Source organism: Mycolicibacterium pyrenivorans, from assembly GCF_025821625.1.
GTDB lineage: Bacteria > Actinomycetota > Actinomycetes > Mycobacteriales > Mycobacteriaceae > Mycobacterium > Mycobacterium pyrenivorans.
On sequence record NZ_JACKSH010000023.1, the window covers coordinates 15,990 to 29,912 of the forward strand.

11 protein-coding genes are annotated in these 13,923 nt (G+C 68.2%); 2 read left to right on the forward strand and 9 right to left on the reverse strand.

Going from position 1 to position 13,923, the window contains the following annotated elements:
* Positions 1 to 35 precede the first annotated feature (35 nt).
* From H7I57_RS02875 to H7I57_RS02900, 6 genes are all read right to left on the reverse strand, one after another.
* Entirely contained in the window at positions 36 to 1,310 is a 1,275-nt protein-coding gene (locus H7I57_RS02875; protein WP_264021777.1) for a DUF4032 domain-containing protein, read from the reverse strand.
* 20 nt (positions 1,311 to 1,330) lie between these two features.
* The gene (locus tag H7I57_RS02880) at positions 1,331 to 2,560 is read right to left on the reverse strand and encodes an ABC transporter ATP-binding protein (protein ID WP_264021778.1); all 1,230 of its coding nucleotides are present in this window, start codon (positions 2,558 to 2,560) and stop codon (positions 1,331 to 1,333) included.
* A 4-nt stretch (positions 2,561 to 2,564) separates the two neighbouring features.
* A complete protein-coding gene (locus H7I57_RS02885) occupies positions 2,565 to 3,398 on the reverse strand; it encodes a carbohydrate ABC transporter permease (protein WP_264021779.1) in 834 nt (277 codons plus the stop codon).
* The gene (locus H7I57_RS02890) at positions 3,395 to 4,330 is read right to left on the reverse strand and encodes a carbohydrate ABC transporter permease (protein ID WP_264021780.1); all 936 of its coding nucleotides are present in this window, start codon (positions 4,328 to 4,330) and stop codon (positions 3,395 to 3,397) included. The genes H7I57_RS02885 and H7I57_RS02890 overlap by 4 nt, the downstream gene beginning before the upstream one ends.
* On the reverse strand, positions 4,327 to 5,637 hold the full coding sequence (locus H7I57_RS02895; protein ID WP_264021781.1) for an extracellular solute-binding protein: 1,311 nt from the start codon (positions 5,635 to 5,637) through the stop codon (positions 4,327 to 4,329). Before H7I57_RS02895 ends, H7I57_RS02890 begins: the two co-directional genes overlap by 4 nt.
* A gap of 116 nt (positions 5,638 to 5,753) precedes the next feature.
* Entirely contained in the window at positions 5,754 to 6,776 is a 1,023-nt protein-coding gene (locus H7I57_RS02900; RefSeq protein WP_264021782.1) for a LacI family DNA-binding transcriptional regulator, read from the reverse strand.
* A 115-nt stretch (positions 6,777 to 6,891) separates the two neighbouring features.
* Between H7I57_RS02900 and H7I57_RS02905 the strand changes: the two genes are divergently transcribed.
* Complete coding sequence (locus H7I57_RS02905; RefSeq protein ID WP_264021783.1) at positions 6,892 to 8,547, forward strand: glycoside hydrolase family 13 protein; 1,656 nt, start codon at positions 6,892 to 6,894, stop codon at positions 8,545 to 8,547.
* 86 nt (positions 8,548 to 8,633) lie between these two features.
* Entirely contained in the window at positions 8,634 to 9,626 is a 993-nt protein-coding gene (locus tag H7I57_RS02910; protein ID WP_264021784.1) for an Acg family FMN-binding oxidoreductase, read from the forward strand.
* A gap of 21 nt (positions 9,627 to 9,647) precedes the next feature.
* Here the strand turns inward: H7I57_RS02910 and dosR are convergent, their stop codons facing one another.
* From dosR to H7I57_RS02925, 3 genes are read right to left on the reverse strand one after another with little or no spacing between them, the layout of a single operon-like run.
* Complete coding sequence (gene dosR, locus H7I57_RS02915) at positions 9,648 to 10,298, reverse strand: hypoxia response regulator transcription factor DosR/DevR (protein ID WP_264021785.1); 651 nt, start codon at positions 10,296 to 10,298, stop codon at positions 9,648 to 9,650.
* A 34-nt stretch (positions 10,299 to 10,332) separates the two neighbouring features.
* Positions 10,333 to 11,157: a universal stress protein gene (locus tag H7I57_RS02920; protein WP_264021786.1), complete on the reverse strand. Its 825-nt coding sequence runs from the start codon at positions 11,155 to 11,157 to the stop codon at positions 10,333 to 10,335.
* Complete coding sequence (locus tag H7I57_RS02925; protein WP_264021821.1) at positions 11,151 to 12,143, reverse strand: Acg family FMN-binding oxidoreductase; 993 nt, start codon at positions 12,141 to 12,143, stop codon at positions 11,151 to 11,153. Before H7I57_RS02925 ends, H7I57_RS02920 begins: the two co-directional genes overlap by 7 nt.
* Positions 12,144 to 13,923: the final 1,780 nt, after the last annotated feature.

The following is a 13,923-nucleotide window of genomic DNA, read 5'->3' on the forward strand; positions in this document are numbered from 1 at the left end:
CGCAGCTGCGTAAGCAACGCGCGGATCGGGGGTGGTTACTCGTCGTCGTCGAGCACCGAGAACGGCTCGGTCGGCGTCTCCACCGCGATCAGCTGAGCGGCGGACTCCGACGGCACCACGCGGCGCGCCAGGGCCTGCAACGCCCGTTCGGTGCCGACGTCGCGGCCGGCCTGCTCGGAGAGCAGCCACCGCACCTCGAGCAGGTCGCAGTACGCCTGGATCGGCGTCCCGGTACCCCCGACGGCGGCGTGCGCGCGGTGCATCGTCGGGGTGGCCACCTCCATCACCCACAGCTGCGCGGCGGTGCGTTCGTCGACGTCGTGGCCGGCCTCCCGGCACAGCTGACCCTGATAGGCCTGCAGGTCGCCGAGCAGGATGCGCGCCTGGCCTTCGCCGACATCGAGTCCGGTCAACCGCTGCAGCTGCGTGGCGTGGTAGCGCCGGTCGCCGACCGCGACGTGCAGGCGTACCTGGTCGGTCGCACCTGCGGGGTCCTCCTTGACGGGCTGCATCGACACCTCGTCGACGGCGAAGCCGAGCTCGTTGAGCTTGCGGATGGTGCCCTCCACCCGGTACCGGTCGGCGAATCCGAATGTCGGCTCGGCGTGCAGCAGCTCCCACAGGCGTTCGTAGCGGTCTCTGATGCTCAGCGCCTCGGCGATGAATCCGGGTTCCAGTTCCGGCTTCTCGAGCTTGGCCGCCACATCGAGCAGGCCGGCGGCGACGTTCTCGACGGTGATGTCGATGTCGTGGGTGCGCTGTCCATCGGACAGGCGAGGGTGGATCTCGCTGGTCTCGGCGTCGACGAGAAAGGCCTGCAGCACCTGGCCGTCGCGGGAAAACAGCGTGTTGGCCAGTGAGCAGTCACCCCAGAACACTCCGTGCCGGTGCAGTTCGACCAGCAGGGTGGCCATCGCGTCGAAAAGCCGGGCGCGATGTTTGGGCGCATCGGGAGGCAAACGCATGAACAACCGCCGGTACTGCCACGAACCCACCAGGAACTGCGTCAGCAGGATCGCGGTGTCGAAGTTCGGTTGGAACACCAGCCCGGCGGGCCGGACCGCGTTGAGGTACATCTCCTCCAGACGGCTCAGGACGCCGTATTCGCGCCCCGCGACCCGTGGCGGTAACTCTTTGAGCGCCCACAGTTCACCGTCCGACTCGACGAACTTCACCAGGTGCCTGCTGGGCCCGACGGCGATGTCGCGCAGCGGCACCTCGGGCACCAGCCAGTCGGCCAGCGGGCGATCCCAGGGCAGCGCAAGCAGTCCCGGGCGCGGGGCCCGAAGTCGCAGCTCGGGAGCTGCCATCCTGGTTCGGGATCCGCAGCTCAGCCGGTGGTCGCTGCGTGGCGCCCGCCGGACTCCGGACCGCGCTCCTCGCGCGAGCGCTCGGGGACGACGCGTGTGAGGTTGTCGCCGGAGTGCGGATCGAACAGATGAAGGCGCTCGGCGTCCAGCCACAGGGTGGCCTTGTCGCCGGACCGCACCCGGCTCAGCGGATCGAGCTCGACGCAGAGTTGATGGCGCAGCTGCTCACTGTCAAGCTCGTTGGCCAGCTCTGCCAGCTGCGCGGAGATCTCCGGTGTCGCCTCGAAGGGCACGAACGCGTACTGCTCGTTGCCCAGCCATTCGGTGACGTCGATCTCGACATCGAAGGTGACTCCGCGCGAGGCCTTGTCGGTGTCGACGAACTCGGCGTCCTCGAACGCGCCCGGACGGATCCCGGCGATGTACAACTCCCCGTCCTCGACCGCGCCGCGCCACTCGTCGCGCAGCGGGACCGTCACGAACGGAAGCTCGATTTCGTTGCCGTTGACCCGCGCGGGCACGAAGTTCATCGGCGGGGATCCGATGAAACCCGCGACGAAGAGGTTCACCGGCTGGTCATAGAGCTCGCGCGGGCTGGCGACCTGCTGCAGCATCCCCTTCTTCAGCACGGCGACCCGATCACCGAGGGTCATGGCCTCGGTCTGGTCGTGGGTGACGTAGACGGTGGTGACGCCCAAACGTCGTTGCAGCCGCAGGATCTCGGTGCGCATCTGCCCGCGCAGCTTGGCGTCGAGGTTGCTCAATGGCTCGTCGAACAGGAACGCGTCGGCATTGCGCACGATCGCACGCCCCATCGCCACCCGCTGGCGCTGCCCGCCGGAGAGATTGGCCGGCTTGCGGTCGAGGTGCTCACCGAGTTCCAGGGTGTCCGCAGCTTCGGTGACGAGCTTGCGGATCTCCTCGTCGGAGTGCTTGCCGGACAGCCGAAGCGGGAACGCGATGTTCTCGAACACGGTCAGATGCGGGTACAGCGCGTAGTTCTGGAAGACCATCGCCAGGTTGCGGTCACGAGGCTGCTTGTCGTTGACCCGCTCGTCGCCGATCAGCATGTCACCTGAGGTGATGTCCTCGAGGCCGACGATCATCCGCAGCAGGGTCGACTTCCCGCAGCCCGACGGGCCGACGAGGATGACGAACTCGCCGTCGGCGATGTCGAGGCTCACATCGTTGACGGCGGGGAAGCCGTCGCCGTACTTCTTGACGATGTTGCGCATCGTTATTGCTGCCATGGGGTTATCCCTTCACTGCTCCGGAGGTCAGACCGGCGACGATGCGCCGCTGAAAGATGAGGACCAAGATGACGACGGGGATCGTCACGATCACCGACGCCGCCATGATGTAGGGCACCGGTGACTCGAAGTACGACGCGCCCTGGAAGAACGCCAGCGCCGCGGGCACCGTGCGGGCGCTGTCGGTGGACGTCAGCGAGATGGCGAACAGGAAGTCGTTCCAGCAGAAGAAGAATGTCAGGATCGCCGTGGTGAACACCCCGGGTGCCGCCAACGGCACGATCACCTTGCGGAACGCCTGCCACTGCGTCGCCCCGTCCACCTGGGCGGCATGTTCCATCTCCCAGGGGATCTGACGGAAGAACGCCGACATCGTCCAGATCGACAGCGGCAGTGCGAATGTCAGGTAGGGGATGATCAGGCCGATCCACGTGTCGTAGATGCCCAGCCCCCGCCACATGTCGAACAGCGGACCCACCAGTGCCGCCTGCGGGAACATCGCGATCCCCAGCGCCAGCGAGAGCAGCAGCTTCTTGCCCGGGAACTCCAGCCGCGCAATGGCATACGCGGCGAACATCGCGATGATCACCGAGATGACCGTCGCGATCACCGCGATGCCGATCGAGTTGATCAGCGCCCGGATGAACAGCGGCTGGCTGAAGATCTGCACGAAGTTGTCAAGAGTGAACGTGCTCGGCAGGAACTGTGGATTACGGGAGACGATGTCGGACGGCGGTTTCAGCGCGAGGCTGATCATCCACAGCAGCGGAACGAAGCTGTAGATCACGATGACGATGCCCGCGATCGTCCACCATCGGGTGCTCTTGGCGCTGGTCACTGGTCACCCCTGACTTGCGAGAGGTCGGTTTTGAAGACCTTGATGAAGATCCATGCGATCGCGACGACGGTCAGGAACAGCAGGACCGAGACCGCCGAACCCATCCCGAGGTTCACCAGCGTGACGTTCTGCCGGTAGGCCAGGAAGGAGATCGTCTCGGTGTTGTTGGCGCCTGCCGTCATCACGTACGGGTTGTCGAAGATGCGCCACGCGTCGAGGGTGCGGAACAACAGCGCGACCATGATGGCGGCCTTCATGTTCGGCAACGTGATCTTCCACAGTCGCTGCCATGCCGTGGCGCCGTCGACCTTGGCCGCCTCCTGCATGTCCTCGGGCACCTGCACCAACCCGGCGAGCAGCAGCAGCGAGATGAACGGCGTGGTCTTCCAGATCTCGGAGAGACAGATGACGAAGATCGCCGACCAGCGACCGCCGAACCAGTCGAAGTCGGTGAGGTTGAGCCACTGATTGACGAATCCGGAGTCGATGGCGAACGCGTAGCGCCAGATGAACGCCGACACCACGGTGACGATGCCGTAGGGGATCAGGATCGCGGTGCGCAGTGGGCCACGGCCCCGGATGATCCGCAGCATCACGAACGCGAACCAGAACCCGAGGACCAACTCGATGGCGACCGTGACCACGGTGATCGCAAGCGTGGTGACGAAGTCGTTCCACCACACCGGGTCGGTGAGGATGACGCCGAAGTTGCTCAGTCCGACGAACGTGCGTCCTCCTGGGTCGGTGAGCCGGAAGTTGTACAGCGACAACACCAACGCATACCCGAGCGGGTAGGCGGTGACGAGCAGCATCACCAGGTACGACGGAAGCGTCAGGTACAGGCCGAGGCGTCGCTCGCCGCGGATCCGCTCGCTGACGGCCGGTTTACCGGGATCCTTCTGGATGGGCGGTGGTTTCTCGACGGTGGTCACAGCAGTCGCCTTCCCGCCAGCACGTCAGCCATGAATTGGTCTGTCCTTTCCGGGGTTTCCGCGGTCACCGAGGCCGGGGGGTGCCAGGTCTGGGTGACCGCCCCTGCCACGTCGGTGTAGAACGGGGTCAGCGGGCGGGGACCGCCCTCGGCGATGGATTCCCGAATCAGGTCGGCGTTGGCGTATTCGGCGCGGATGGCCGGATCGTCATAGGACGCGGCGTAGGGCGACGGTTCGCTCTCGTCGAGCATGTACTGGGTGGCCTTCGGCTCGGCGTTGATGCACTCGACCAGCGCGACCGCCTCGTCGGGGTGCTCTGAGTACGCGCCGATACCCAGGTTGGCGCCGCCGAGCGGCGGTGCGCTGGGGCGGTCGGGGAGCACCCTCGGGTAGCGGGCCCAGCCGATGTCGTCGACCACTTCCTGGGGGAGCGTGCCCTCTTCGGCGGCGCTGCGTGCCGCCGCGAGCACATACGGCCAGTTGAGCATGAACATGCCCTCCTGCGACTGGAACGTCGCGCGGGCCTGCTCCTCGGCGGCGTTCGACAGATCGACAGGTGCGGCGCTGGAGCGCGCGAGGTTGCCGACGATCTCGGCGGCCTTGTCCCCTGCGGGGCTGGCCAACGACGGTTTGGCGTTGCGACCGGCCTCCACGTCCTGCAGCACCTCGCCGCCGGCGGACAACACCAGGGCGTTGATCCACACCATGTAGCCCTCGTATCGCTGCCCTTGGGTGGAGATCTTCTTGCCTTGACCCACAGCGGCTTTGAGCATCTCATCCCACGTGAAGGTCGGGCTGGTGGGATCCACTCCTGCCGCGGCCGCCTCTGATTTGCGGTACCACAGCAGCTGGGCGTTGGACTTGTAAGGCGCTCCGAAGAGTTGGTCGTCCCACATACCTGTCTCTACCGGTGACGGCAACATCCCGGCCGTCAGCCGAGTGGTCTCCTCAGCGGTGTAGGGGCGGAGGAAGCCGGCGTTGGCGAACTCCGCGGTGAACACCACGTCGAGACTCACGACGTCGATCGAGGTGTCCCCGGCCGCCAGTCGGCGGACCATCTGCTCGCGCTGGGCAGTGGCGGTGCTGGGCAGCGACTCGATTCGCACCTGGTAGGCCCCGCCTGAGGCGTCCGCGCATTCCTGGGCGCGAGCGGCCGAGCCGCCGTTGTCGGGCAGGATGTACCACGTCAATGTCGGGGGACCCCCCTGACTGCCGCAGCCGGACAACAGTGTTGCCGCGACCAGAGGCGCGCTGGCCAGCGCGATTGCGCGGCGGCACCGCCCGCGGGCGAACTGATTTCGTCTCATCACGTCCTCGTCCAAGAAGCCTGCAACGACGCCCGGGTCCGGATGAGGGCCCCGGGCAGCACATTCGGTACGCCGATGAGTGTGTCACAGTTCACAGCCTCGTTGGGGTAGTGGTGTCACCGTGGCGGGGCGGTCGAGCCGCGGATGACCAGCCGGGTCGGAAGTGTCGTCACCGTGGGTGCGGCCTGCGGCCTCTCGGGGTCGAGGTGCGCGAGCGCCAGCCCCGCCGCGATGCGCCCCTGTTCCCGAACCGGCTGAGCGACCGTCGTCAGCTCGGCGATCTCGGCCGACGGGTGATCGTCGACACCGATCACCGAGATTTGCTGCGGGACAGAGATTCCTGATCGTCGTAGCGTGCGCAGGGCACCGAGGGCGATCTCGTCGGAATGGCAGAACACCGCGGTGGGCAGTTGCGGGCGACTCAGCAGCAGCTCCATGCCCCGCGCACCGCCGTCGATGCCCCACTCGACGGTCTCCACGATCGGCTCGGCGAGGCCCGCCCCGCCGATCTGTCGGTGGAATCCGCGGATGCGGGCCTCGTTGGTGGCCCAAGGTGTCCCGCCGTCGTCGCCGGCCTGGATCATCGCGATGTCACGGTGACCGATGCGCAGCAGATGCCCGACGGCCTGCTGTGCGGCACGTTCGTCGTCGATGCCGACCCACGGTTGGTCCGCCCGCGGATGATGGCCCCCCACGAACACGGTGGGCAGCCCCAACTGGTCGAGGCGGGTGTGCTCCCGGGTGGTCAGCGGGACGGAGACGACGATCACGGCATCCACCTTGCGGCGCAACGGAAGCGCCTCGAAGAACCGGTGCCGTGCCGGAGCGTCCGGTAGCGCGCAGAGGACCAGATCGACACCTACGGCGTCGAATTCGCCGGCGATGCCGGCGAGCATCGTCGAGTAGAACCACGCGTCCACGCGGGGCACGACGACACCGACGCGGCCGGTGGTGCCGCCGGAGAGTCGCGACGCCTCGGGTGAGACCACGTAGGCCAGTTCGCGCGCCGCCGACAGTATTCGGCTCCGGGTGGCGGGGGAGACGCCGCTCTCACCGCGCAGCGCGCGCGACACCGAGGCGATCGAGACACCCGACCGCCGCGCCACATCGGTCATGTTGACCGTCTGCTTCGGGATCATCGCACCGGAACGTAGCGCACCGTAACTATTTACGTCTCTGGGTCTCCGATTGACAGACCCTCGGTATATCGGGAATCTGGTGACGTAAACGCTTACGCGATGTTCGAGGAGTGCCGTGCCTTCCGCAGTTCCGTCCTGGTGGCAGACCGCCGTCGTCTACCAGGTCTACATCCGCAGCTTCGCTGACGGCAACGGCGACGGCATCGGCGATGTCCAGGGCATGCGCGCCCGGCTCCCGTACCTGGCGAAGTTGGGCGTCGACGCCATCTGGATCAATCCGTGGTATCCCTCGCCGATGGCCGACGCGGGCTACGACGTGGCCGACTACCGCGACATCGAACCGGCGTACGGCACCCTCGACGAGGCGCAGGCGTTGATCACCGAGGCGCATGCCCTCGGCATCCGCGTGATCCTCGACATCGTGCCCAACCACACCTCCGACGGGCACCCGTGGTTCCGTGCCGCGCTCGCCGGTGATCCCGCTGCGCGGCAGCGTTACCACTTCCGGCCCGGTCGCGGTGCCGACGGTGCGCTGCCGCCCAACAACTGGCAGAGCGTTTTCGGCGGTCCGGCGTGGACAAGGATCGGCGACGACCCGGGCTCCCTGTGGTATCTGCATCTGTTCGCCCCCGGTCAGCCCGACCTCAACTGGGACCACGATGAGGTGCGCGGCGAGTTCGAGGACATCCTGGCTTTCTGGTTCGACCGTGGCGTCGACGGCTTCCGCATCGACGTGGCACACGGTCTGGTCAAGGCATTTGGGTTGCCCGACGCCGACGACGGGAACGACGCTTCGCAGGCCCTCGTGGAGAGTCGCGCCGGTCATCCGGCCTGGGACCAGGACGGCGTGCACGACGTCTACCGCGGATGGCGGTCGGTGGCCGACCGCTACGCCCCCGAACGGATCTTCATCGCCGAAGCATGGGTGTCCAGCAACGAGCGCCTGGCCCGGTATCTGCGGCCCGACGAACTGCACACGGCGTTCCAGTTCGACTTCCTGCGCACGCCCTGGCGCGCCGAGATCCTGCGCGCCGTGGTCGACGACGCCATCAGTGCCGCTGCCACCGTCGGGGCACCTCCGACCTGGGTGCTGTCCAACCACGACGTCACCCGCACGGTGACCCGGTTCGCCCGGTCGCAACCGCCGCACCTGGTCGGCACGGACTGGGAGCGCGGGCGCTGGGCTGACGAGGACGCCGACCACGCGTTGGGGCGCCGCCGCGCCCGTGCCGCGGCGCTCGTGCAGTTGGCGTTGCCCGGTACCGCCTACGTGTACCAGGGCGAGGAATTGGCGCTCGAGGAGATCGAGGACCTGCCCGGCGAAGTGCGCCAGGACCCGACATGGGCGCAGTCGGGCTTCACCGACGTCGGTCGTGACGGATGCCGAATCCCGTTGCCGTGGACCGCGACATCGGTACCCTACGGATTCGGGCCGGACGACGGCACCGTCACCTGGTTGCCGCAGCCGGAACACTGGGCCGAGCACAGCGTGGAGGCACAGGACCGCGATCCCGATTCGACGCTGAACCTCTACCGGGCGGCACTGCGTCTCCGGCCCTCGATGTGGCGCGACGCCGGAGACGTCAAGTGGCTGACCGTCGCCCCCGATGTCGCAGCGTTCGAACGTGGCGGAGCGCAGTGTTGGGTGAACACCGGTGATACCCCGGTGCCGCTGCCGGAGGTGGCGACGGTGGCACTGTCGTCGGCGCCGGGCGTCGACCGAACTCTGCCTCCGGACACCGCGGTGTGGCTCACACAGTCGGCGAATTAGCTGACCCATGAGAGGTCTTTGTGCCCTCTCGCTTGCCCCGTCACACAGCGCACCCTGGATGTCGACACTGGCTGAAGGGTGGCGCGATGAGTGCGCAGGTTCCAGATTCCGAGACCATCCGGTCGGCGCTGTCGCTGGCTGTCCGTGCCCCGTCGGTGCACAACTCCCAACCGTGGCAATGGCGGTTGGCTGACCATGGCGTGCACCTGTATGCCAACCCTGAACTGCTCCTGCCCAGTACCGACCCCGACGGCCGCGACCTCATGCTCAGCTGCGGGGCGGCGCTGAACCACTGCGTAGTGGCGCTGGCCGCGCTCGGCTGGCAGTCGAAGGTCCATCGTTTCCCCAACCCCGCCGAGCCGAACCACCTCGCCGCACTCGACCTGCACAGCTATCCGGCGGCGGAACTCGATGTGGCGCTGGCCGCCGCGATTCCACGCAGGCGTACCGATCGCCGGCACTACAGTTCGTGGCCGGTGCCCCGTGGGGACATCGCACTGATGGGCGCCCGGGCAGCCCGCGCCGGAGTGACCCTGCGCCGGATCGATGATCTGGAGAATCTCAAGCGGCTGGTCACCGAAGCGGCGTATCGGCACGGAAAGGACAAGGAGTACCTGGCCGAACTGGCCACCTGGAGCGGCCGATACGCCTCGACAGCGGGCGTGCCGGCGCGGAGTGTTCCCGGTGCCGACGGGACGGGCCCGATCCCGGTGCGGACGTTCGCCGGTGGCGTGCTGGCGCAGGCGCCGAACACCGAGCCCGCCCAGGAGAACGCCGTCGTTCTCGCGCTGGGCACGGTCGAGGACGACCCATTGTCGCGGCTGCGCGCGGGTGAGGCGACCAGCGTGGTGCTGCTGACTGCGACGGCGTTGGGTCTGGCGAGCTGCCCGATCACCGAGCCGCTGGAGTTCGCCGACACCCGGGAGGCGGTACGTGACGACGTGTTCGGTGACGAAGGGCACCCGCAGATGATGCTGCGGATCGGCTGGGCACCGGTCAACGCCGACCCGTTACCCCCGACGCCGCGCCGCGCCCTGTCGGAAGTCGTTGTGCAGCAAGACGGCTACCCGCTGACGTGAGGGAGGTAGGCCCGGTGGCGCCTAGGGCTGGCCGGGCCGGTGGTGCCGGTCGAGCCTGGACACGAACACCGCCGCCTGGGTGCGTCGCTCCATGCCGAGCTTGGCCAGCAGACGCGAAACGTAGTTCTTGACGGTTTTCTCGGCCAGGAACATCCGCGCGGCGATCTGCTTGTTGGTCAGCCCCTCGCCGAGCAGGTCGAGCAGCACGCGCTCCTGGTCGGTCAGGCCGGAGAGCGGATCAGGGTGTTCGCCCTCGCCGCGCAGCTTGGACATCAGCGCCGCCGCCGCCCTGGTGTCGAGCAGGGACCGGCCCGAGCCGACCTCCTTGATGGCCTTGGCCAGCTCCATTCCCTTGATGTCCTTGACCACGTAGCCGCTCGCGCCGGCGAGGATCGCATCGAGCATGGCCTCATCCGAAGTGAACGAGGTCAGCATGAGGCAGCGCAGATCGGGGAGCCGGGAGAGCAGATCGCGACACAGTTCGATGCCGTTGCCGTCGGGAAGTCGAACATCGAGGACGGCGACATCGGGCCGCAGCGCTGGAATGCGCGCCAGCGCTTCGGCCGCGGACCCGGCCTCGCCGACGACATCGAGTTCCGGATCGCTGCCGAGCAGATCGATCAGGCCGCGCCGGACGACTTCGTGGTCGTCCACCAGGAAAACCTTCACCATGATGCGACGTCATACCCCCTGTGGATCGGCACCGTCACAGTGCGTTGTGCGGTTCGCACACCAGTATCGAACAGTCCGTGTCTCGCAGCGCGGCGTTGCCCGGCGCGCCGACGAGCGCGCCGACGCCGCCCGGCCGTCCGCGGCCGGCCACCAGGAGCTGAATCGAGTCGGCGTTCGCGGTGACGTAGTCCAGGGTGTCTCCCTGCGTGCGCACCGAGGTGATGTCGAGATCGGGGTAGCGGCGCTGCCACTCCGCCAGTCTGCGCTCCCATTGGGCGTGGACCTCAGGGTACATCCGTGCGGGTGTCAGCACCCGAACCGGGGAGCCCCGGCGCCTGGCCTCGTCGAGTCCGCGTTGCAGCACCGCGCCGCCGCCGGCGGTGTCGTGGATCTCGATCACCACCGCGCGGCTGTGATTGCGGTGGGGACGGTGGGCGCGCACGATCGCCACGGGACAACGCGCCGCGGACGCCACGGCGGCCGCGGTCGAGCCGATGCGGCCCTGGGTGGCGTGCTTGAGTCCCCGCGCCCCGACGCAGAGCAGTGCAGCAGGCTGTGACGCCTCCAGCAGTGCCTGGACCGGGCGAGCTTGAAGGATCTCGATCTCGATCTTGACGGGCCGCTCCGTGGACTCCACCGCGGTGAGGGCGTAACGCACCGCCACCTCGGCAGTGGCGATGCGGCGCGCCTCGTCCTGCGGATCGATCTGTGCCTCTTCGGTCGGCTCGATGACGTACACCAACCGCAACGGGATGTCGCGCTCGACCGCTTCGTCGATCGCCCACAGCGCGGCATCGACCGCGGACGGCGAGCCGTCGATTCCGACCACGATGCAAGGTGTCGGGGTGCGGTCTAACATGCTGACCCCCTTCGTATTTGAAGGATCTCGTCGATCGGCCGGCGCGGTGTCGGCGGGGGAGAGGCCTCCAACGCCGGGGCCAGACCCACCCGCACGATCACCTGGGGGATGGTGTCACCGGGGATGAGCGAGGCGACGACCTCCCTACCTGCTGGCACCTCGGTGATATGGGTCAGCGTACAGGTCGACAACCCCGCCATGGTGGCGTTCAGTAGCACGACGGAAAGGTTTTCGCCGCAACGCAATACGCTTTCCCTGCTGTCTTCCTCGGTCGACAGGACGAGGATTCTCGAGCGGTCTTCCTCGACGTGGCTACGCCGTTCGGCCTGCGGGACAACCGGGAATGCGCGCCCGACGTCGACACGCTCACTTTCGGCCGCCGAGATCAGTGAGCTCCGGGGAACTCCGTCAGTGGCAACGAAGTCAGCTGTCCACCAATGTAATTCGGCGTGGTAGTCGGAGTCGTAGAGGCGGAGCACCTCGATGAGGTGAGAGGCCTCGGCGAGCGCGTCCCGCGATTCGTCGGCGACGACGTCCACCCGCACCGCGTCGGTGCCCGCATCCTCGCCGAGGATGCTCGCCAGTTCATCCCAGTCCGGTGGCGCAGTCAGGGGCAGCCGGTCGGTGCGCCGCAAAAGGATCGCATCGGCACGACGTCTGTGCGCGTCGGAGACCGGCGCCGCGGTGAACTCGAGCGTCGCGACGTGGTGGGGATCGTTCGGGTTGGGGAAGCGGTGCACGGTGGCTGCCCAGCCTGCCGCGGCCATCGCCACCCGGAAGTGGTCCAGAACCGCGCCGCAACTGATCAGGGCTTCACGCCCGGCGGTGTCGGCGGATCGGACCAGTCGCGCCATGTCAGCGAACAACTCGACGGTGTGGTCGGTGGCCACCCAGCGCCACGGCTGGCTGTTGTGCAGCGAAGGCGCCCGGCAGGCCAGTTGCAGCGCATCGACGATCACCGCCAGCTGAACCTGTGGCGCGCGCATCGTGACCTCCGTTCGGTTCATTACCAACACTGCTCGCGTCCGACTCTCACAGACAGGGCCAATGGTCCTCAACCCCATGACGGTGGTCGGTGCGGTGGTTCGCGATGATGCTCATCGGGGGCGCAACGGAACGGTGACGCCACCCGGTCTGGTGCAGTGCAGCAACCATTTTGGGCCCGCGGTACTCGGCCGGGTCCTCGGGCCCCGCACGAGCGCCGCGCTGTTCCCAGCAACACGGCTTGCGATGCGGGTGCCGTCGTGCTGAGCGGTGCCTTCGCGTCGGCACGTCCTGTCCTTCGCGTGAGCATAGGTCGGGTGCCGGATCGGCACCGACGCCGCGGAAGGCGTTTCAATTCCCAGACGGGTGCGATTGGTGTGGTGCGGTCGACGTTTTGTTCGTGCAGGTCACGGCGGTCCAAGGTGACGGGACCGCTTCTCCTTCGCAACGGTTCCGTAACGCCAGAATTGTCGCGGCGGCGAATTTAGAAATTGTCGGTTCAGTAAGCCCGGTAACTACGCGGATGTAATTCGCGCGGCACGGACGCAGAAAGACTGGGGAGCACATGTCACGGACCAAGAAGGGCATCGTCGTTGTCATGATGGGCAGCGCGGGGATGTTCTTGAGCGCCCCCTTGCTCAGCCCGGTGGCGACCGCTGACCCGACGCGGGGAGGCGTGCCGTGTGTGGGGATCCTGCAGCAAATCGTCTCCAACCCCGCCGACATTCCCCAGTCGCTGCAGCGGGCGGCGTCGTCGTTCACCGGCGGTCCTGGACAACCCGCCCCTCCGGTGGTCGTGCCGCCGGCAAGTTCCTCCTCGGTGGGCACACCGCCCGTGCCGCCGCGCCCGCCGGCCTCGGTATCGCGGTCGTCATCGGGTGCCACGCCTCCGGTCCCGCCGTCGCCGGCGGTCCCGGCGGCGAGTGCGACCGGTGCGGGCACGCCCCCGGTTCCACCGCGCCCACCGGCCTCGGTGTCCATCCCGTCGTCGGGAGCGACGCCTCCCGCACCTCCGGTTCCGGGGGTTCCCGCGGTGAACTCCGGGGGCGCCGGTACGCCTCCGCTGCCGCCGGTTCCGGGCGCGCCCGTCGGCACGCCCGTGACCAACGTCGGTCCGCCGACGCCGCCGGTCCCGGGCGCTCCGATCATCGGTGAAGCCGGGGTGGCGACACCGCCGGCTCCACCGGTACCTGGCGGTGCCGCGGCGATACCCGCCGGAGTGGGCACGCCTCCCGCGCCGCCGGCACCGGGTGCCCCGATCATCGGCGACGCCGGCGTGGTACCGCCTCCGGGTGTGCCCGCACCCGGTGCACCGGNTGCTGCGGCCGCCGGTAACGCGGCCCCGGGTGGTCCGGGGGTTCCCGGGGCGCCGGTCGAGGGTGCCGCCGGTGCGGTGCCTGCCGACGGTGTCCNTGCGCCGGGTGCACCGGTTGCTGCGGCCGCCGGTAACGCGGCCNCCGGTGGTCCGGGGGTACCCGGGGCTCCGGTTGTTGGTGAGGCTGGTGTGGTGGCGCCGCCGGCGCCGCCTGCGCCGGGTGTGCCGGTTGTTGGTGAGGCTGGTGTGGTGGCGCCGCCGGCGCCGCCTGCGCCGGGTGCTCCGGTTGTTGGTGAGGCTGGCGTGGTGGCGCCGCCGGCGCCGCCCGCACCGGGTGCTCCGGTTGTTGGTGAGGCTGGTGTGGTGACGCCGCCGGCGCCGCCCGCACCGGGTGTGCCGGTTGTCGGTGAGGCGGGCATCGTGGCGCCGCCTGCTCCGGGTGGTCCGGGTGTGCCGGTGGAGGGTTC